The sequence below is a fragment of the Bradyrhizobium sp. T-1 genome (genome assembly GCF_053592855.1).
Genome location: NZ_CM132115.1, coordinates 7,330,616 through 7,349,809, shown reverse-complemented (window position 1 = coordinate 7,349,809; position 19,194 = coordinate 7,330,616). Strand labels below are relative to the sequence as shown.

The window sequence follows — 19,194 nt, the reverse complement described above, 5'->3', positions numbered from 1 at the left end:
TGCATGATGGAGACGCAAATGGCCGGGCGAGCCCGGCCATTTCAGGAAACGTCAGGAGACGTCAGTTCGACTTGGTCGCCGGAGCCGCGGCCGGCTGTGCGGCGGCCTGCGGCGCACGGCCGACGACGACGGTCAGGAGCCCCTGGCCCCACAGGCGCTTGGCGGCCGCCTTGGCGTCGTCCAGCGTCACCGCGTCGACGATGGCGTTGCGCTTCTCGATATAGTCGATCGGCAGCTTGTCCTGCTGATACTGTAGCAGCGCCTGCGCGAGCTTGGAGGAGGTGTCGAGCGCGAGCATCTGCGAACCCTTGAGGTAGGACTTGGCCTCGTCGAGCTCCTTCTGGGTCGGGCCCTCGTCGGCGATGCGGCGCACTTCCTTCTCGATGGCATCCATGGTGTCGCCGGCGCGGTCGGCGCGGGTGCCGGTGTTGCCGATGAAGATCGCCGAATGCTCCATCCAGAGCAGCGATTCGAACACCGAATAGGCGAGGCCACGCTTCTCGCGGACTTCGCGATAAAGCCGCGAGGACAATCCGCCGCCGCCAAGGATGTGATTGACGACATAGGCCGCCATGAAGTTCGGATCGCTGCGCATCACGCCGGGGCCGCCGAAGGTGATCACGGTCTGCGGCACATCGAGCGGCACGAAAGCGCGCTGAGGTGGCTTTGCGGCCTCGACGTCGGGCACCGGCGCCAGATTGGCCTTGGCAGGTAGGCTACCAAACGTGTGATCGAGCAGCTTGCCAAGGGTGGCCGGATCGACGTCGCCGACGACGGCGATCTTCAGCGTGTCCTTGGCGAGCACACGGCCGACGTAATCCTTCATGTCGGCGACCGTGATGGTCGGCACGCTCTCCAGCGTGCCGTTGGTCTGCCGTCCATAGGGATGATCGCCGAACGTCATCTCCAGGAATTTGCGGCTTGCGAGCGAGGTCGGGTTGGTGGTGTCGCGGCGCAGGCTCGAGATGACTTGCGAGCGGATGCGCTCGACATCGGCCGTTTCGAAATGCGGCGAGGTCAGTGCCGAGCGCAACAGGTCGAAGGCCTCGTCCTTGTTGTCGCGCAGCATCCGCAGGCTACCGCGGAAGGTGTCGCGGGTGGCGCTGAAGGAGAGCTCGATGGCACGGCGGTCGAGCCGCTCATGGAACGTCTTGGAATCGAGATCGCCGGAGCCCTCGTCGAGGAGGTCGCCAACGAGATTGGCGACGCCGGGCTTGTCCTTGGGATCCTGGGCCGAGCCGCCGGCAAAGGAATATTCCATGGCGATCAGAGGTACGGTCGCGTCCTGGACGAACCAGGCCTCGATGCCGCCCGGCGAAACCAGGTGCTGGATTTTTGCTGCGGCCTGCGAGGGTACTGCCGACGCCAGCGCGAGTGCCGCGCCGGTGACGATGGACAATGCGAAATGTCTTGTGCGCAGGAAGTGTCTTGCGTGAAGAAAGGAATGGGTCACGAACGCTTCTCCTCGCGCTTGGCGGCAGCGGTGTCCTTGATCAGATAGCCGGTCACCGAGCGCTTCTTCTCGAGCCATTTCTGTGCGACGGCGCGGACCTGCTCGGCGGTAACGGCGCGAATGCGATCGGGCCAGCTTCGGATGTCCTCGATCGACAGGCCCGTGGTCAGTGCGCCGCCATACCAGCGCGCCAGCACCGCCTGATTGTCCTGGGCGTAGATCGCTTCGGCGATCAGCTGGGTCTTGACCCGCTCGAGATCCTCGGCGCGGATCGGATTCTGCGCGACGTCGGCGATCACGCCGTCGATGACCTGTTCTATGTCTGCGAAGCTGACACCGGGTTTCGGCGAGGCCGAGATCGCAAACTGGGTCGGGTCGAGCGAGATGCTGGAATAGCTGGCGCTGGCGGAGACCGCGAGCGGCTTGTCGACCACGAGCGCGCGGTAGAGGTAGGAGTTGCTGCCGCTGCCCATCAACTGCGCCAGCACGTCGAGCGCGGCGCTCTCACCGGCCGCAGCTGTCGTCGCCGAGGGGACCAGATAATAGCGGCGCAGGCCCGGCTGCTCGACGCGCGGGTCGGACAGCGTGACGGTGCGCGGCGCCGCCGGCTCGGGCTCCTGCGGCCGGACGCGACGCGCAGGGATCGCGGGCTGGGCCGGGATCGGGCCGAAGTTACGTTCGACCAGCGGGCGCACGTCGGCGGCCTCGACGTCGCCGGCGATCACCAGGATCGCGTTGTTGGGCGCATAGAAGCGGCGGTAGAAGGCGAGCGCATCCTCGCGATCGAGCTTCTCGATCTCCTGATGCCAGCCGATCACCGGCCGGCCATAGGGATGATTGAGATAGAGCGCGGCCATGATCTGCTCGTTGAGCCGCGCGTCCGGATTGTTGGCGACGCGCATGTTGTACTCTTCGAGCACGACATCGCGCTCGGGCAGCACGTTCTCGTCCTTGAGGATCAGGCCGGTCATGCGGTCGGCCTCGAATTCCATCATGGTCGGTAGCTGCTCTTTCGGCACGCGCTGGTAGTAATTGGTGTAGTCGACCGAGGTCGAGGCGTTCTCGTTGCCGCCGACACGGAGCACGGTCTGGGAGAATTCGCCGACGGGATGCTTCTCAGTGCCCTTGAACATCAGATGTTCGAGGAAATGGGCGAGGCCGGATTTGCCCGGCGTCTCGTCGGCCGAGCCGACCTTGTACCAGATCATCTCGGTGACCACGGGCGTGCGGTGGTCCGGAATGACTACGACCTGGAGGCCGTTGCTAAGCGTGAAGCTCGCAGGCGGGGCGGACGTGACCGTCGTCTGGGCGAATGCGCTGCCGACGTCGAGGGCAGATGTCGAGAGCAGCGCGGCGAAGAGGTAGGCAATCGATCGGTGTGAGGACATCACGATCCTTGTGAAGGCCCGGACCCTGATGTCCGGACGTGAAAGCACGGCATGCTACACCGCGCGGCCTTGAGCTTCGGGTCACGAAGCAGAGAACGCCGCTGAGTTGTACTTAAAAATAGGTCATTTGCCGCATCCGGCCTACACCGGACGATTGCGGCGGGTCCGCCCTGCGTGCGACGGACAAGGAGCCTATTGCTCCCTATCCTTGCCGGACCGAACGTCGAAATAGGTCCGGCGCGTCTTATCTTCGCCGGCGCCATAGGCGTAGTTCGGCGAAGGCGTCTGATATCCCGGCGGCGGCTCGACCAGCGACTGGCGCGGCGGCTCGCTCGTGAATTGCTTGGACTCGCCTTTGTTGTTCGAAAACATGTTCCACAGACCGCCGGTGTAACCGAGCTGGGCCGGGCTAAGTGTCGGGTTGTTGGTGTTGCTACCCGGCTGGACCGAATCATTGCTGGTCTTTTCGGCGGCCGCCGTCTTGTGGGCGTTCAACTCGGCCGGCGACAGCGGCAGGCCATTCTTCCAGAACTCCGACGCCTTGTTGCCACCCGCCTTCTTCCGCGCGGCAATGGCCTCCTTGCGGCGCTTCTCGTCGGGATCCTTCGGCCAGTTCGGTGCGTTCTGGGCTTCAGAGCTGGGCGGCGGCAGGTCGAGCTTGGGCGGCACCACCAGCGGCGACCGCTCGCGGTACTCGATGCCCTTCTTCTCCATGCTCTTGCCGCCGATGCCGGACATCAGATTGTCGATGATCTTCTCTTCGAAGGTCATGTCGTCATCATCATCGCCATCGTCACCGGCGCGGACCGGGCCTGCCGACATGACGAGGCCGATGCCGAGGGCGACAGCCGACAATTTCAGCGTCAGCCAAAGTCCCCGCCGGGGGGCTCCACCCATCGAACCGCTGGTCTCCGAGCTGCGCATACCTATACCTGTTCCATATTGTGGCAGTCTTGATTGTGCCGGTCTTGATGTACCAGTCTTGCCGCGTCTCGCGCGACCGCCCCTCGCCCAAGCAAGGTTCCGCCTCCGGTCCGTATCGGCCGGGATCAGGGCGCTTTTGCGGCGGGTGCCCCCAGGAAGGAATCATACAATAGGGCCGCCACCCCAGCAACGATGGCCACGTCCGCCAGGTTGAAGACGTACCAATTGTAGGTTTTTCCGCCGATTTCGATGTGGAACAGGGCGAAATCGACCACCGCGCCATAGGCCAGGCGGTCGATACCGTTGCCGATGGCGCCACCGATGATCAACCCCAGCGCGACAGTGGCGAGCCGTGTCTGCGACCGCGCCATCCAGATCGCGAGTGCAATCACCGCGACGACCTTCACCGCCATCAGCGCGAGCTGCGCGGCCTGACCGTCGTTCTGGAGCCAGCCGAAGCTGATCCCGATGTTCCAGGCCAGCACCAGATCGAAGAACGGCGTCACCTTGACCACGCCGCGGCGAGCGAGGTCGAAGCCGTTCAGCAGCCAGAGCTTTGAGGCCTGATCGGCCACGAGCGTGACCACGGCCGCGAGGATGCCGGCGCGGAGCGGGGTCATGACAGGCCGATCAGATGCTCACGCCCAACGCCTTCCATTCGCGCAGCGCCTTGGCATCGCGCGGGGTGACGTCGGGATATTCGGCGTCCTCGCCGACCGTCGGCAGGATCTTCCAGGAGCGGGCGCATTTGGTGCCGACCGCCTTCTCGACGAGCACCGCGACGCCCGGCACGGCATCGAGATGGAACGCGGACGCCGGCGCCTCGCCCTCGCGCACTTCGTAATTCGAGGTGATGCAGATCTCGGCGAGATCGGTGTCGAACAACGTCGCCAGCATGTTGCGGTCGGCGACATAGATCACCGGCGACGCCTCCAGCGACGAGCCGATGTTCTTGGCGGCGCGCTCGAGCTCCAGCGCGCCCGTGACGACGCGGCGAACGTTGCGGATGGTCTCCCATTTCGCAGCGAGCTTTTCGTCGCGGAATTGCTCGAGGCCTTCCAGGAACAGCGTCAAATGGACCGACGGTTCAGCATCCGGCCTGTACATCCGCCAAGCCTCTTCCGCAGTGAAGCTCAGCACCGGCGCCAGCCATTTCAGGATCGAATTGCACAGCAGGTCGATCGTCGTCAGCGCCGATTTCCGCACCGCCGAGGACGGCGGATCGCAATAGAGGGTGTCCTTGCGGATATCGAAGTAGAATGCCGAGAGCTCGCTGTTCAGGAAGGCGGACAGCGTTGCGACCACGCTCTTGAAGTCGAAGGTCTCATAGGCCTTGCGGACCAGTTCGGCGCGGATCGCGAGCTCGTGCAGCATCAGCCGCTCGAGCTCGGGCATCTCGGCGGGCGCGACCGCCTCAGTCGGCTTATAGTGATGCAGCGTGCCGAGCATCCAGCGCACGGTGTTGCGCAGCTTGCGATAGGTCTCGACGGTGTTTTTCAGGATCTCGGGGCCGATGCGCTGGTCGTCGGTGTAGTCGCAGGACGCAACCCAAAGCCTGAGGATGTCGGCACCGGATTCCTTGATAACGGCCTGCGGCTCGATCGTGTTGCCGAGCGACTTCGACATTTTGCGGCCGTCCTCGGCCTGGGTGAAGCCGTGGGTCAGCACGATGTCGTAGGGCGCGCGGCCGCGCGTGCCGCAGCTCTCCAGCAGCGAGGAGTGGAACCAGCCGCGGTGCTGGTCCGAGCCTTCGAGGTACATCACGGTATCGGTGCCGCCGTCGACCTTGCGTTTGATGCCGGCAAGACCGGGAAATTGCACGGAGTCTTCCAGCACGAAGGCGTGGGTCGATCCGGAATCGAACCAGACGTCGAGAATGTCGTCGACCTTCTGCCAGTCCTCAACGGCACGCGGTCCGAGGAAGCGCTCGCGCGCGCCTGTTGCGTACCAGGCGTCGGCGCCTTCCTTCGCGAAGGCGTCGCCGATGCGGGTGTTGACGGCCTCGTCCTGCAGGATCTCGGCCGAGCCGTCGCCTTTCTCGCGGACGAACACGGCGATCGGCACGCCCCAGGCGCGCTGGCGCGAGATCACCCAGTCGGGACGGGCCTCGATCATGCCGTTGATGCGGTTCTCACCCGACGGCGGCACCCATTGCGTGACGGAGATAGCATGCAGCGCGCGAGCGCGCAGCGTGTCGCCGGACTTGGTCTTGCCGTCGCTCGCAATGTTCTTGTCCATTGCGATGAACCATTGCGGCGTGTTGCGGAAGATCACGGGCTTCTTCGAGCGCCAGGAATGCGGGTATTGGTGCTTGAGCCGGCCGCGCGCGAGCAGCTTGCCGCCCTCGATCAGCGCCTTGATCACGGCCTCGTTGGCGTCGCCCTTCTCACCCTTGTCGTTGATGACGCGCTTGCCGGTGAAGCCCGGCGCCTGGTCGGTATAGGCGCCGTTCTCGTCGACGGTGTAGGGGATCGCGCTGTTGATGCCGCGGGAATCCAGCTCCCGCGTATTCGCCGTCCAGACGTCGAAGTCCTCGCGGCCGTGGCTGGGCGCAGTGTGCACGAATCCGGTGCCGGTGTCGTCGGTGACGTGGTCGCCGGACAGCAATGGCACGACGAACTCGTAGCCGCCGGCGAGACCCCTGAGCGGATGGGCGCATTCGATCGCGTCCATGGTGTCGCCGGGGATGTCGCGGACCTTCTCGAAAGCGGTCACGCGCGCCTGCTTGAAGACCTCTGCAGCGAGCGCGTCGGCCAGGATCAGGAGATCGCCGGTCTTGGCCCAATTGTCCGCGGGCGCGTCGGTCACCTTGTAGAGGCCATAGGCGATCTTCGGCGAGAACGAGATGGCGCGGTTGCCGGGCAGCGTCCACGGCGTGGTGGTCCAGATCACGACACTGGCCGATGCCAGCGCGCCGTGCGCAGGCGAGGTGACCGGGAATTTCACCCAGACCATGTCGGAGGTGTAGTCCTCGTACTCGACTTCGGCTTCGGCGAGCGCGGTCTTCTCGACCACGCTCCACATCACCGGCTTGGAGCCGCGATAGAGCGTGCCGTTGGCGGCGAACTTCATCAGTTCGCGCGCGATCTGGGCTTCGGCCGGATAGTTCATGGTGGCGTAGGGATGAGCCCAGTCGCCGATCACCCCGAGCCGCTTGAACTCTTCGCGCTGGACGTTGAGCCAGTGCGTGGCGTAGGCGCGGCACTCTTTCCGGAAATCGATCATCGCGGCGCTGTCGCGGAAGTCGGGCTTCTGCTTGCCCTTCTTGCGATAGTGCTCTTCCTCGACCTTCCACTCGATCGGCAGGCCGTGGCAGTCCCAGCCCGGCACGTAGTTGGAATCGAAGCCGAGCATCTGCTGGCTCTTGGTGACGAGATCCTTGAGGATCTTGTTCAGCGCCGTGCCGATGTGAATGTTGCCGTTGGCGTAGGGCGGGCCGTCATGCAGCACGAACTTGTCGCGGCCCTTCGCGGTCTCGCGCAGCTTCTCGTAGAGGCCGATCTCGTACCAGCGCTTGAGGATCTCCGGCTCGCGCTGCGGCAGGCCGGCGCGCATGGGGAATTCGGTCTGCGGCAGGAACAGGGTCTTCGAATAGTCTTTGGTTTCAGACTTTTGGGACTTTTGCGGCTTTTCGGACATGAGGCTGACTGGCTCGGAATGGCGCGGGAACGGATGGCGATGCGGAATCGCGGGGTGAAACGACGAAATCCCGGTCTTGCGCCGAGCCTTGAGGCTCAGGCGGAAGCCGGGCCGCTAATCCCTATGATGCGCCGCGCAAACATGGGGCTCTCCATAGCAGGGGGCCAAGGGAAGCGCAAAAGGTAGAAGCGCAAAGGTCCGCCGGGCCGGCTCCGGGCCCTCAATCGACGGTCCCAAGCCGTGGAAACGCGTCCGGGGCGGCGGCCAGCATGGCGCGGGCGCGGGCGGAATCGTCGTCCATCTGGCGGATCAGGGCGTCGATACCATCAAATTTCAGCTCCTCGCGGATGAAGCCGACAAAGGCGCAGTCCAGCGTCTGCCCGTAAAGGTCGCCCTTGAAGTCGAACAGGAAGATTTCGAGGAGCGGTGCGCCATTATCAAAGGTCGGGCGGCGGCCGAAGCTCGCCACCCCGTTCAGCCGCTCAGACCCGAGGCCGACCCGCACCGCATAGATGCCGTGCTTCAGCCCGCAATTGGCGTCGAGCCGGATGTTGGCGGTGGGGTAGCCGAGGTCGCGGCCGCGCTTCTCGCCATGGATGACCTCGCCGCTGATGAACCAGGGCGCGCCCAGCATGGTGCTGGCCTCGTCGAGTTGTCCCTCGGCCAGTGCGATCCGGATGGCGCTGGAGGAGACCGGCCGCTCGTCGATGTCGACATGCGGCTGCACGTCGACCTCGATGCCGAGCCGCGGCGCCTCGTTGACCAGCAGGCTTGGCGAGCCAACCCGGCCCTTGCCGAAATGGAAGTCGTAGCCGACCGCAATCCCGCTGACGCCGAGGCGCTCGATCAGGTCATGGTGAATGAAATCTTGCGCGCTGGTGCCGGCGCGCGCCTTGTCGAAGGTCATGACCACGGCACCGGCAAGCCCGGTCCCGGCCAGAAGCCGCAGCTTGGCGCGCTCGTCCGTCAGGCGAAATTGCGGGGTGTTGGGGCTGAAGAACCGGCGCGGATGCGGCTCGAAGGTCAGCGCCAGTGCGGGGCGGCCATGCGTCCGGCCCATTTCCAGCGCTGCGGCTATGACGGCGCGGTGGCCGAGATGGACCCCGTCGAAATTGCCCATGGCGACCACCGCGCCCTTCAGGATGGCAGAATCCGGCGTGGTATCGCGGATAACGGTAAATTGCGGGGCCATCAGGGGAATTCTCGAGCCGGCGGGATCGGCCGGGACCGTGGCTTGACCCGGCCGATGAAGTCAAGCGGGCGGATATGGCCTCAGGGACCATGATTTCGATCAGTCGCGGGCCGCCCCAGTTAACGCGCTGTTTAACGCCTTGGTGCTAGTGCTTGAGAGGTGGAACTGAGGGCTCCGGCCTGTCAGGTCCGTTTTTGAATATTCCTGGGTATGCGTTGGGGGAGTCGAGATGGCGGTTGATTTGTCGATGTCGGTTCTGGTGGTGGACGACTACAGCACCATGATCCGTATCATCAGGAATCTGCTGAAGCAGCTTGGCTTCGAGAATATCGACGATGCCAGCGACGGTTCGGCAGCGCTGAACAAGATGCGCGGCAAGAAGTACGGGCTCGTGATTTCCGACTGGAACATGGAGCCGATGACGGGTTACGACCTGCTTCGCGAAGTGCGGGCGGATCCCAACCTCGCCACCACGCCCTTCATCATGATCACGGCCGAATCGAAGACCGAGAACGTGATCGCGGCCAAGAAGGCCGGCGTGAACAACTACATCGTCAAGCCGTTCAACGCGGCGACGTTGAAGACCAAGATCGAGGCGGTCTTCCCGGACATGGCGAGCGCGTAAACCGCGCTCCGAAACCATCAGCTGAATTTGGAAAGCCCGGGCGCTCGTCCCGGGCTTTCTGCGTTGGTGCATGGTTTCTTCGGAACGACGCAGCTCACCACTTCAGTTCGCGCATCAGCGCCTTCGGCGGGTGGCCGAACAATTCCAGCACCGACTTGGGATCGAGCTGGTCGAGGCCCTCGAATTCCTCGGCATGGATGCCGCGGGTGACGAACAGGCAATCGATGCCGAATTCGCGTGCGCCGGTGAGGTCGGTGCGGACGGAATCGCCGATCGCGAGCACCTTTTTCCGGTCGATCGGGTGGCCCTGGCGCTCGCCGGCGAGCGCCATCGCGCGCTCGTAAATCGGCCGGTGCGGCTTGCCGTAGAAGATCACCTCGCCGCCAAGCTCGCGGTAGAGCTCGGCAATTGCGCCGGCGCAATAGATCAGCCGGTCGCCGCGCTCGACCACGATGTCGGGGTTGGCGCAAACCAGCGTCAGCTTGCGCTCGCGCGCCTGCAGCATCATGCCGCGATAATCTTCCGCGGTCTCGGTCTCGTCGTCATAGAGGCCGGTGCAGACGATATAGTCCGCCTCTTCCAGCGGCGCGGTCGTCGCATCGAGGCCGCGATAGATCGAGTTGTCGCGCTCGGGACCAAGCCAGAACATCTTGCGGCCGGGATGCTCGGCGACATAGAGCCGCGTCAAATCGCCGGAGGAGACGATCGCATCGTAGGTTTCGTCGGCGACACCGAGCTTGCGCAATTGCCGCTGCACGGAGTCGGCCGGGCGCGGCGCGTTGGTGATCAGGATCACCGTACCGCCGCGGCTGCGATAGGTGTGCAGCGCCTCGCAGGCCTCGGGAAACGATTCCAGCCCGTTGTGGACCACGCCCCAGATGTCGCTGAGCACGACATCGACCCCGTCGACCAGCTCGTGCAGGCTTTCTGCGAAATGCAACGTGGTCATGGCGCGCGCGGCCGATCAGATGCGGCGCGCGAGCGCTGCGTTGCCGGTGAGGCGTGATGACGGGGTGGCAGGCGTCGTGCCTGATGTTGCGCTTGGGCTGGGTATACCGGAACCATTGGATCCCTGAATGTCCTGCGCCTGATGCGGCGAGGCCCCGCCGGTAGCAGATGCCCCTTCGGGCCGCAATGGCCGGGGCGGCGCAAACAGAAAGCCCTGGCCGAACCGTACGTCATAGTCGAGCAGGTCAACCACCGCGCGCTCACCCTCGATCCGCTCGGCGATCAGGTCGATGCCGAAGCGACCGAGCAGGTCGGACAGGTCGGAGGGGTGAATGTCGGAGGTCGACGCCTGCTTCGGGTCGAGCAGAAGTGATGCGGGGACCTTGATGAAACGCACGCCACGGTCGGCGAGCTCGCGCGGCTCGATCCGCAAGTCCGTGACATGGTCGATCGAGAAGCGGAAGCCGCGCTGCGCAAGCGCTGCGAGATTTTCGGTCTCGGCCAGGCCCAGAGCGCGGAAGGTCGACTGCTTGAACTCGAGCACCAGCGAGGGCGCCAATGCCCGGTTGGCCTCGAGGAAATCGAGACATTGCGCGAAAGTGGTGGAATTGCCGAGCGTCGAGGCCGCGATGTTGCAGAACACGCCGACATCCTTGTTGCGCACCATCAGCCGGCGCAGCACCTGGACACAACGCAGCAACACCATGTTGTCGATGCGGCCGATCAGCCCCGAGGCTTCGGCGATGCTGATAAACTCCTCGGCGGCAATCAACTGGTCGCGCTCGTCACGGACCCGCGTCACGGCCTCGTAGAAGCGGACCTTGCGTTGCGGCAGCGTCACCATCGGCTGAAGGAAGATGTCGATACGGTTTTCGTCGATGGCGCTCCGCAGCGTCGCCAGCATCTGGGTCTGGTTGCGGCCGTTGCCGGTCGGAACGGCGCTGGCAGTCTGGGTCTGCACTGCGGGCGGCATCGGCCGCGGCGGCGGTGCGGGAAGTGGGGGAGGAGAAGCCGGTCGCTCCTCGAAGGGCGCAGTTAGGTCGATTGGCGCTTCCACCTCCAGCCGGGCGACCGGCGCGGGAGACGGCGCCGGCGCGCTGCCCGCCAGCAGATCCTCATGGGTCGACACCGTGGCGGCAAGCTGCCTGACTAGTCCGCCGAGCTCGTTGATCTCGCCGATCACCGACTGGACACGATCGGAATTGGCCGAATTGGACGAGGCGATGCGGCCTTCCATCGCAGCGAGCCGACGTCCGAACTCGGCTACCTGGCGGGCGAGGTCGGCGGTGCCGCGCGAGAGGTCGGCGATCTGGCCGCCGACGTCGCTGCGATCGCGCAGCCGCATCGAGACCGCGTTGTAGAGGATCAGGAAGGTCAGCGCGGTCAGCGCCACGATCGCGGATTCGGTTCCGCTGATGCCGGCGACCGCGTAGAGCACGAGCCCGAGCGAGGCCGCGACCAGAACCATGCAGATGGCGATGAAGATCGTCGAAATGCGAATCATGCCGCGCGTTATGCCTCAAGAGCTGACTGCCTCACCCGGGAAAACACGGGCCGCACTTCGCACCCGTCACGCCTCATGCCCCCCAAAGCAACATGACCTTAACATCATTGTTGATTCGGGGGGATAGCGGCTGCGGACTGCCGAGCAGGCGGTCAGTTCGGCGCGGCGGCGCCGACCGTGTCGGCCGAGACGGCCTCGCGGCTGCCGAGCGGCTTGGGTGGACCGGTCGTAGTGTCGCGCAGCGTCTGCCGTTCGATCTCCGAGTTCAGCTCGGCGCCGAACATGATCACAATCGCCGACATCCACATCCACATCATCAGGCCGATCGCAGCGCCAAGCGATCCGTAGGTGGCGTTGTAGTTGGCGAAGGACGAGAGATACCAGGATAGCAGCGACGAGCCGGCAATCCAGAGAATGGCGGCGGTCAGCGCGCCAAGGCTCAGCCATTGCCAGCGCGGCGCATCGCGGCTGGGTGCGAAGCGGTAGAGGACGGCGAGCGCCAGCAGCAGGATGAGAAACAGCAGCGGCCACCTCGCCAGCGCGACGATCAGCTTGCTCTCGGGAGCAATGCCGAGATGATCAAGCGCGAGCGGAAAGGCGACTACGGTGCCGACCATGACCAGAAGGGCCAGGATGCCGCCGACCGTGAAGGCCAGGGACACCATGTTCAGCTTGATGAAGCTGCGTTTCTCGCGCTCCTCATAAGCGACGTTGAGCGCGTCGAAGATGGATTTGACCCCGGCATTGGCGCTCCAGACCGCGAGCACGAGGCCGAACAGAAAGGTGGCGCCGAGTGCCGTGTTGCCCTTCGACACCACGCGGCCGACTTGCTCCTGGACAATCTGGAACGTGCCTTCGGGCAGCATCATCGCCAGCTTCTGCAGATTGTCGCTGATGGTCGCGGGATCGGCGAACAGTCCATAGGACGAGACCAGTGCCGTCACGGCGGGAAAAATCGCCAGCAGCCCGAAGAATACGACGCCGCCGGCGGTCGCCAGCAGGCGATCGTCGTCGATGCGCTGATAGGTGCGCCAGAAGACGTCCTTCCAGCCGGCCCAGGGAATCGCGAACGGGCTCTTGGAGCGGCGGCCGTGGCCGGGCTGCATGGCCGCGCCTGCCGGGCTCGTCTCCGGCGAATGTCCTTCGCTGTTGCGGTGCTCTCGAGGAGGCCCCGGCCGTGTGAAGCCGGAGTCCTGAAAGTAGCGTTCCGCGGTCAGCACGAAGACGGCCGTGGCGGCGACCAGCAGCCAGCTGTCGAACTGCGCGGTTTGCCGCATGCGCATGTCAGGCGTCCAATCCGTGCCGCCGCCGGCGCGCCGCGGTGAAGCCCAGCAATCCGATCGCGGCGAGCATCAGGCCAAGCTGCACGGGGCGGCTGGCCCGGGCCGAGAGAGCGTCGCCCCGATGCCCCTGTTCGCCTGGCGCGAGTGGGACCAGCGGGATCGTCGTCGCGACCTCTTTCACCGCCTGCTTGACCGTTCCGCGCGGGATCCGCGGCGTGGCGATCGCAACGCGCATGCGGCTGGCGAGCGGCACGACCGGCTTGGTCCGGCTTTTCATTTGCGCTATCGCCACCCCGGCGCAGGCTGCGGCCAGGACAAGCAGCACGGCTGCGACGGCACCAAAGCCCCAGAATTGTCCGTAGGTGATTGCGACCCAGCGGTAGAGGGCGATCAAACCGACGAAGAAGGCCGCGATCAGGAACAGCCCGGCCACCGCGAACAGTCCCGCCGCGACCGCGTAGGACGTTGCGCGCCCTGTGGCCTGGTTGGTGCGATCGCGCAGATAGGATTGTGCAGCGCGCTTGAGATGGTTGAGTTTCAGCGCCATGCCGGCGCGCAGTAATTCGCCCGATGGCGCGAGCATGCGGACATCCTCCGAGAGCGAGAGATTCGTCGGAGAATGAACGTGGCGGAATTTGACTTGTTCCGCCGAGGGGCGCTCGATCAGCCGAGATCGGCGGCCGCGATCCAGAACACCTCGCCCTCGGACTCCTCGGTGTCGAGCCAAAGCAGGGGCAGTTCCGGAAAGGCTTCGTCGACCAGGTCTCGGCCACGACCGATCTCGCAGAGCAGGCCACCATCCGGCGTGAGATGGTTGGGCGCATCGCGCAGGATGCGGCGGACCACGTCGAGACCGTCGGCGCCGCCGTCGAAAGCAAGCTTCGGCTCGGCCCGGCACTCCGGCGGCAGTGCGGCCATGCCTTCGGCGTCGACGTAAGGCGGGTTGGTGATGATCAGATCGTATTTCTTGTTGCCGAGCGGGGTGAACAAATCGCCGCGATGCAGCGTGATCCGCTCATCGAGCCCATGTTCCCCGACGTTGCGCGCAGCGACTTCGAGTGCGCCCTTGGAGATGTCGACAGCATCGACCGTGGCATTCGGGAAGTGATACGCGGCGAGGATCGCAAGACATCCGGATCCCGTACACAGGTCGAGCACGCGCTCGACGGCCGTGGGATCGTCGATCAGCGAGCCCACCTCGCCGTCGCCACCGAAATGCGAATCCAGGAGCTCGCCGATGAAGGAGCGTGGAACGATGACGCGCTCGTCGACATAGAAGGGCAGGCCGCGCATGTAGACCTTGTTGACGAGATAGGCCGTCGGTTTGCGCGTCGTCACGCGCTGATGGACGAGATCGAGCAGGGTCTTGCCCTCCGCCGCGGTGAGGCGAGCGTGAGCAAAGCTCTCGAACTGGTCGGGATGCAGATGCAGGGCCTCGCAGACCAGGAAGACGGCTTCGGCGACCGGATCGGTCGTGCCGTGCGCGAACGCAAGCTTGGCTTCGACGAAACGGCTGACCGCATAGCGGACGAAATCGATCAGCGTGAGGAGCTCGCCGCGGCCGACCTTCGCGAGTTTTGGCGCGGCGCGGCCGCGCGTGGTCTTTTTCGAAACTCTTGCCATCAGGATTTGGTCCAGCGTGCAGCGGCCTCGTCGTCGCGGGCATGGGCTTCGACCCAGCCGGCGCCGGTGGCGCTCTCTTCCTTCTTCCAGAACGGCGCGCTGGTCTTGAGATAGTCCATCAGGAACTCGGCCGCCTCGAACGCCGCCCGGCGGTGCTGCGAGGCGGTGAGCACCAGCACGATGTTCTGGCCTGGCATGAACCGCCCGACACGATGGATGACCGTCACACCATTGAGCGGCCAGCGCGACATGGCTTCGTCGACATGCCGCTTGATCTCTTCCTCGGCCATGCCGGGATAATGTTCGAGCGTAAGCGCCGCGATCTTCGAACTGTCGTCATCGGCGCGGCAGATGCCGGAGAAGCTGACGACCGCGCCGACATCGGTGCGGCTCCTGGTCAGAACCGCGATTTCGCGCGCAATGTCGAAATCGTCTTCCTGGATACGGATGATGACGGGGCAGGTCATGGCCTAGCCGCTCCCACACCTCTCCCATAGGGAGAGGTCGCGCCGAAGGCGCGGGTGAGGGGATTCGCTCTCTCGCGAGACCTGTGCCCCCTCACCCGATTTGCTGCGCAAATCGACCTCTCCCCGTTGGGGAGAGGTGAGGCGACACCGTATGCTGGTCTGCATGTTAACATTGAGGTACTAGCCGCCGGTCATCGGCGGGAAAAATGCGATCTCGCGGGCGCCCGCGATCGCGGCATCCGCCTTGACATGGGCGTGGTCGATCGCGGTGCGGATCACCTTCGGCTTCTCGAAGGCATAGGCATAGGCCTCGCCCTGGCCGGACAGCCAGGCGATCAGCTCCTCGACGGTGCGCACGCTCGCGGGCGGCTCGATGATTTCCTCGGCCTTGCCGACGCGCTCGCGCACCCAGGCGAAATACTTCACCTTCATCCCTCGTCCTCCTTGATGAGGTGATGGATGCCGGCGCGGAAATAGTCGTAGCCGGTGTACATGGTCAGGATTGCCGAGGCCCACAACAGGACGAGGCCGATCAGCGAAACCATAGGAACGACCTCGTCGCCGGCGGGACCTGCAAGCAGGAAGCCGATGGCGACGAGCTGCACCGTGGTCTTCCATTTGGCGAGCTTGGTGACGGGCACGCTGACGCGGAGCGCCGCGAGGTATTCGCGCAGGCCTGAGACCAGGATCTCGCGGCACAGGATCACGATGGCGGCCCAAAGCGACCAGCCGTGGATGATGCCGTCGGCGGCCAGCATCAGCAGGCACGAGGCGACCAGCAGCTTGTCGGCGATCGGGTCGAGCATCCGGCCGAATGCCGATTGCTGATTCCAGATCCGCGCGTAATAGCCGTCGAGATAGTCCGTTACCGCCGCGCCGATGAAGATCGCGACCGCGACCCAGCGCAGCCACAGCGGATAGTCCATGATCGACTGCGCATAGATGCATCCGACCACGACCGGGATCGCGGCGATCCGGCCATAGGTCAGGATATTCGGGAGGGACATCGCGCGGCTGGTCGTCCCTCGTGTCGTGGCGATGTTCATCCGTCCTACCAATACCGCTCGAGCCTGAAGGTCAACCGTCCGGTCCCAAATGGCGTACGGGATACGACGACCATATGACTACAGCCCCTTTAGTTCACCCCGGCTGGGGATGGAAATAGTCGAATATCCTGCGAGCGCTTTCGGCGCTCACCCCAGGAACCTTGCCGAGATCGGCGATCGAGGCCCGCTCGATCTCCTTCAGGGTTCCGAAATGATGCAGCAAGGCACGTTTGCGTGACGGGCCGATGCCCGGAATCTCCTGCAAACCGGCCTCGCGGATGTCTTTCTTGCGCAGCTTGCGGTGCGAGCCGATGACGAAGCGGTGGGCCTCGTCGCGCAGGCGCTGGATGAAATAGAGCACGGGGTCGCGCGGCTCCAGCTTGATCGCCTCGCGCTCCGGCATGAACAGGGTCTCGCGGCCGGCATCCCGGTCCGGCCCTTTGGCGACCGACATCAGCGACACCTGGGTCAAGCCGAGATTGGCAAAGATCTCCCGGACGGCATTGAGCTGACCGCGGCCGCCGTCGATGATGACAAGGTCGGGCCATTGCGGGAAATCGTCGTCCTTGGCTTTGTTGTTTTCCTTGGCCGTACTCTCTTCAGGCGGATTGATCAGGCGCTTGAAGCGGCGCTCGAGCACCTCGCGCATCATGGCGAAGTCGTCGCCCGGTGTGATCCCTTCCGATTTGATGTTGAACTTGCGGTACTGGTTTTTGACGAAACCATCGGGGCCGGCGACGATCATGGCGCCGACCGCATTGGTGCCCTGGATGTGGCTGTTGTCGTAGACCTCGATGCGCTTCGGTGCATGCGGCAGGCTCAGCGTCGTAGCCATGGCGTCGAGCAGCCGGCTCTGGGTTGCTGTATCCGCGAGCTTGCGTCCGAGCGCCTCGCGCGCATTGGTCAGCGCGTGGGTGACGAGCTCCTTCTTCTCGCCGCGCTTGGGCGCGATGACCTCGACCTTGTGGCCGGCCTTGATCGACAGGGCATTGGCGAGCAGCTCGCTCTCCTCGATCTCGTGCGAGAGTAGGATGGTCTTTGGCGGCGGCTTGTCGTCGTAGAACTGGGCGAGGAAGGACCCCAGCACTTCCTCCGGCGTAAAGGTCTTCTCCGCGCGCGGGAAATAGGCGCGGTTGCCCCAGTTCTGCCCGGTGCGGAAGAAGAACACTTCGACACAGGAAAACCCGCCCTCCTGGTGGATGGCGAACACATCGGCTTCTTCCACGGTGCGCGGATTGATGCCCTGCTGCGACTGGATGGCCGACAGCGCTGCGAGGCGGTCGCGGTAGAGCGCGGCGCGCTCGAATTCGAGCTCGCCGGAGGCCTTCTCCATCTCGCCGGCGAGCTCCTGCTTCACCGCCTGGCTTTTGCCCGACAGGAAGTCGCCCGCCTCGCGCACCAGGGTTGCATAGCCGCCGAAGTCGATCTCGCGGGTGCAGGGGCCGGCGCAGCGGCGGATCTGGTAGAGCAGGCAGGGCCGGGTGCGGCTCTCGAAGAAGGAGTCCGTGCAGGAGCGGATCAGGAACGCGCGCTGCAGCGCCGTGATGGTGCGGTTGACGGCGCCGGCGGAGGCGAACGGGCCGAAATAGCGTCCGGGCCTGGTCTGTGCGCCGCGATGCTTCAGGATCTGCGGTGCCCAATGGTCGCCGGTGATCAGGATGTAGGGAAACGATTTGTCGTCGCGCAGCTGCACATTGAAGCGCGGCCGCAGCTGCTTGATCAGGTTGGCTTCCAGCAGCAGCGCCTCGGTCTCGGTCGTGGTCGAGACGATCTCCACGGTGACGGTGGCCGCGATCATGCGCAGGATGCGCGCCGGCAGCGGCGCGCTCTGGCGGGCGTAGTTGGACAGGCGTTTTTTGACGTTCTTGGCCTTGCCGACATAGAGCACGTCGGCATTCGCGCTGAGCATGCGATAGACGCCGGGTGAGGTGGGCGCGAGCCGGACCGCGCGCTCGATCGCCTCATGGCCGCTCGCCAGCGGCTCCTCGCCGATCGCGCCGCTCTCTTCCAGAATATCCGGCAGCCGCGCATCGTCCTCGTCATCGCCGCCGGCGGCCGCGGGATCGAGGTCCGGCGGTGTCGGCCCCTCGGACGAGGCCGTGGCGGTCGCGGCCGGCGGCGATTTGCGCGCGTGTGCGTCGTCCGGATTGTCGGGGGAATCGTGAACCATGGAGCGAATTTAGGCGCTGGGGGGACCGATTTGAAGTTCCGGCGGTACTGCGCGCACAGGCTGGCGCCCGCAGTTCCCGGTAACGCTTCCTTAAGTCTGTTAACAGCGCGGTAACGGGTCTTAACAGGCCTTTAACTTAAAACTCTCGATAAATCTTACGCGAAAAAGTGGTGGTTCCGTAACCATGCGGTCCGGCCTGGCGCGGCGGCGCAGCCATGGCACCCGGGTTACGGCAAGTTGCGTTGGAGAGTACCGATGAGGGGGTTCGTTGTGGGCGCGGCTGCGCTGGTCGCAGCCGGCTGGACAGCTTCGGCAGAGGCCGCCGATCTCAATTACGGCCAGCGTGCGCCCTATACCGTCAATCAGCCGCTCAATGCCTATAGCTGGGCCGGCCCGTATCTCGGTGCCAATCTCGGCTATGAATGGGGCTCGGTGAGCAACACCTCTGTGAAGCCCTCCGGCTTCGTCGGTGGCGTGCAGGCCGGCTACAATTTCCAGAACGGCCCATGGGTGTTCGGCGTCGAGGGCGACATCCAGGCTGCCGGCGCCGACGATACCTTCGCGCCGTGGAAGTTCTCCAATCCCTGGTTCGGCACGCTGCGCGGCCGCGCCGGCTATGCCTTCAGCAACGTCCTGTTCTACGGCACCGCCGGCCTCGCCTTCGGTGAGTTGCGTGCGCAGACATTCGGCTGGACGGAGTCGCACACCACGGCCGGCTGGACCGCCGGCGTCGGCGCCGAAGTCGGCTTCGCGCCGAACTGGAGCGCGAAGCTCGAATATCTCTACATCGATCTGTCGTCGAGCCAGTTCGCAATTACAGGCGTGTCAAACGGCTATAGCGCCAGCGTTGTTCGCGCAGGCGTGAACTATCACTTCTGATAGCCAAATAAGAGAATACCGGACTAGAGCCTCCCGGCCGCTTGCGGCCGGGA

General features: G+C 64.8%; 17 protein-coding genes. 2 read left to right on the top strand and 15 right to left on the bottom strand.

The genetic code is table 11. From position 1 onward, the window contains the following. Window positions 1–61: 61 nt before the first annotated feature. From ACWAT4_RS35145 to ACWAT4_RS35120, 6 genes are all read right to left on the bottom strand, one after another. Window positions 62–1,453, bottom strand: a complete 1,392-nt coding sequence (locus tag ACWAT4_RS35145; protein WP_433995234.1) for a M16 family metallopeptidase — start codon at window positions 1,451–1,453, stop codon at window positions 62–64. Further along, window positions 1,450–2,841, bottom strand: coding sequence for a M16 family metallopeptidase (locus ACWAT4_RS35140; RefSeq protein ID WP_212447469.1), 1,392 nt, complete (start codon window positions 2,839–2,841; stop codon window positions 1,450–1,452). The genes ACWAT4_RS35145 and ACWAT4_RS35140 overlap by 4 nt, the downstream gene beginning before the upstream one ends. A 192-nt stretch (window positions 2,842–3,033) precedes the next feature. Next, the gene (locus ACWAT4_RS35135; protein ID WP_212297092.1) at window positions 3,034–3,765 is read right to left on the bottom strand and encodes a hypothetical protein; all 732 of its coding nucleotides are present in this window, start codon (window positions 3,763–3,765) and stop codon (window positions 3,034–3,036) included. Between the two features lie 125 nt (window positions 3,766–3,890). Further along, the gene (gene lspA / locus ACWAT4_RS35130; protein WP_212297091.1) at window positions 3,891–4,385 is read right to left on the bottom strand and encodes a signal peptidase II; all 495 of its coding nucleotides are present in this window, start codon (window positions 4,383–4,385) and stop codon (window positions 3,891–3,893) included. 10 nt (window positions 4,386–4,395) lie between these two features. Then, window positions 4,396–7,404, bottom strand: a complete 3,009-nt coding sequence (gene ileS / locus ACWAT4_RS35125) for an isoleucine--tRNA ligase (protein ID WP_449729227.1) — start codon at window positions 7,402–7,404, stop codon at window positions 4,396–4,398. Window positions 7,405–7,624: 220 nt separating this feature from the next. Then, window positions 7,625–8,596 carry a bifunctional riboflavin kinase/FAD synthetase gene (locus tag ACWAT4_RS35120; protein WP_212297089.1) on the bottom strand — a complete coding sequence of 324 codons (972 nt, stop codon included), beginning with the start codon at window positions 8,594–8,596 and terminating at the stop codon, window positions 7,625–7,627. A gap of 229 nt (window positions 8,597–8,825) precedes the next feature. Between ACWAT4_RS35120 and ACWAT4_RS35115 the strand changes: the two genes are divergently transcribed. Beyond that, on the top strand, window positions 8,826–9,221 hold the full coding sequence (locus ACWAT4_RS35115; RefSeq protein WP_007596883.1) for a response regulator: 396 nt from the start codon (window positions 8,826–8,828) through the stop codon (window positions 9,219–9,221). A gap of 94 nt (window positions 9,222–9,315) precedes the next feature. Here ACWAT4_RS35115 and ACWAT4_RS35110 read toward each other — a convergent pair whose 3' ends face one another. The 9 genes from ACWAT4_RS35110 to uvrC all read right to left on the bottom strand — a co-directional run bounded on the left by ACWAT4_RS35110 (window position 9,316) and on the right by uvrC (window position 18,262). After that, on the bottom strand, window positions 9,316–10,170 hold the full coding sequence (locus tag ACWAT4_RS35110) for a TIGR01459 family HAD-type hydrolase (RefSeq protein WP_212297088.1): 855 nt from the start codon (window positions 10,168–10,170) through the stop codon (window positions 9,316–9,318). Window positions 10,171–10,185: 15 nt separating this feature from the next. Beyond that, window positions 10,186–11,673, bottom strand: coding sequence for an EAL domain-containing protein (locus tag ACWAT4_RS35105; RefSeq protein WP_212427284.1), 1,488 nt, complete (start codon window positions 11,671–11,673; stop codon window positions 10,186–10,188). A 152-nt stretch (window positions 11,674–11,825) separates the two neighbouring features. Further along, a complete protein-coding gene (locus tag ACWAT4_RS35100) occupies window positions 11,826–12,956 on the bottom strand; it encodes a YihY/virulence factor BrkB family protein (RefSeq protein WP_212297086.1) in 1,131 nt (376 codons plus the stop codon). 1 nt (window position 12,957) lies between these two features. Continuing rightward, window positions 12,958–13,539: a phage holin family protein gene (locus ACWAT4_RS35095; protein ID WP_449729226.1), complete on the bottom strand. Its 582-nt coding sequence runs from the start codon at window positions 13,537–13,539 to the stop codon at window positions 12,958–12,960. 80 nt (window positions 13,540–13,619) lie between these two features. Further along, window positions 13,620–14,579, bottom strand: coding sequence for a 50S ribosomal protein L3 N(5)-glutamine methyltransferase (prmB, locus tag ACWAT4_RS35090; protein ID WP_449729224.1), 960 nt, complete (start codon window positions 14,577–14,579; stop codon window positions 13,620–13,622). After that, complete coding sequence (locus tag ACWAT4_RS35085; RefSeq protein WP_449729223.1) at window positions 14,579–15,046, bottom strand: molybdenum cofactor biosynthesis protein MoaE; 468 nt, start codon at window positions 15,044–15,046, stop codon at window positions 14,579–14,581. Before ACWAT4_RS35085 ends, prmB begins: the two co-directional genes overlap by 1 nt. A gap of 180 nt (window positions 15,047–15,226) precedes the next feature. Continuing rightward, window positions 15,227–15,478, bottom strand: a complete 252-nt coding sequence (gene moaD / locus ACWAT4_RS35080; RefSeq protein ID WP_212427289.1) for a molybdopterin converting factor subunit 1 — start codon at window positions 15,476–15,478, stop codon at window positions 15,227–15,229. After that, window positions 15,475–16,092, bottom strand: coding sequence for a CDP-diacylglycerol--glycerol-3-phosphate 3-phosphatidyltransferase (pgsA, locus tag ACWAT4_RS35075; protein WP_148751106.1), 618 nt, complete (start codon window positions 16,090–16,092; stop codon window positions 15,475–15,477). Before pgsA ends, moaD begins: the two co-directional genes overlap by 4 nt. 94 nt (window positions 16,093–16,186) lie before the next feature. Further along, window positions 16,187–18,262, bottom strand: coding sequence for an excinuclease ABC subunit UvrC (gene uvrC, locus ACWAT4_RS35070; RefSeq protein WP_449729222.1), 2,076 nt, complete (start codon window positions 18,260–18,262; stop codon window positions 16,187–16,189). A 255-nt stretch (window positions 18,263–18,517) separates the two neighbouring features. On the opposite strand from uvrC, the gene ACWAT4_RS35065 reads away from it, so the two are divergent. Then, entirely contained in the window at window positions 18,518–19,141 is a 624-nt protein-coding gene (locus tag ACWAT4_RS35065) for an outer membrane protein (RefSeq protein WP_212297080.1), read from the top strand. Window positions 19,142–19,194: the final 53 nt, after the last annotated feature.

Coding starts and splice junctions, on each gene's coding strand:
- ACWAT4_RS35120 (WP_212297089.1), bottom strand. CDS start 8,596: ATGGCCCCGCAATTTACCGTTATCCGCGATACCACGCCGGATTCTGCC.
- uvrC (WP_449729222.1), bottom strand. CDS start 18,262: ATGGTTCACGATTCCCCCGACAATCCGGACGACGCACACGCGCGCAAA.
- ileS (WP_449729227.1), bottom strand. CDS start 7,404: ATGTCCGAAAAGCCGCAAAAGTCCCAAAAGTCTGAAACCAAAGACTAT.
- ACWAT4_RS35105 (WP_212427284.1), bottom strand. CDS start 11,673: ATGATTCGCATTTCGACGATCTTCATCGCCATCTGCATGGTTCTGGTC.
- ACWAT4_RS35135 (WP_212297092.1), bottom strand. CDS start 3,765: ATGCGCAGCTCGGAGACCAGCGGTTCGATGGGTGGAGCCCCCCGGCGG.
- moaD (WP_212427289.1), bottom strand. CDS start 15,478: ATGAAGGTGAAGTATTTCGCCTGGGTGCGCGAGCGCGTCGGCAAGGCC.
- ACWAT4_RS35110 (WP_212297088.1), bottom strand. CDS start 10,170: ATGACCACGTTGCATTTCGCAGAAAGCCTGCACGAGCTGGTCGACGGG.
- lspA (WP_212297091.1), bottom strand. CDS start 4,385: ATGACCCCGCTCCGCGCCGGCATCCTCGCGGCCGTGGTCACGCTCGTG.
- ACWAT4_RS35115 (WP_007596883.1), top strand. CDS start 8,826: ATGGCGGTTGATTTGTCGATGTCGGTTCTGGTGGTGGACGACTACAGC.
- prmB (WP_449729224.1), bottom strand. CDS start 14,579: ATGGCAAGAGTTTCGAAAAAGACCACGCGCGGCCGCGCCGCGCCAAAA.
- ACWAT4_RS35100 (WP_212297086.1), bottom strand. CDS start 12,956: ATGCGCATGCGGCAAACCGCGCAGTTCGACAGCTGGCTGCTGGTCGCC.
- ACWAT4_RS35140 (WP_212447469.1), bottom strand. CDS start 2,841: ATGTCCTCACACCGATCGATTGCCTACCTCTTCGCCGCGCTGCTCTCG.
- pgsA (WP_148751106.1), bottom strand. CDS start 16,092: ATGAACATCGCCACGACACGAGGGACGACCAGCCGCGCGATGTCCCTC.
- ACWAT4_RS35095 (WP_449729226.1), bottom strand. CDS start 13,539: ATGCTCGCGCCATCGGGCGAATTACTGCGCGCCGGCATGGCGCTGAAA.
- ACWAT4_RS35085 (WP_449729223.1), bottom strand. CDS start 15,046: ATGACCTGCCCCGTCATCATCCGTATCCAGGAAGACGATTTCGACATT.
- ACWAT4_RS35065 (WP_212297080.1), top strand. CDS start 18,518: ATGAGGGGGTTCGTTGTGGGCGCGGCTGCGCTGGTCGCAGCCGGCTGG.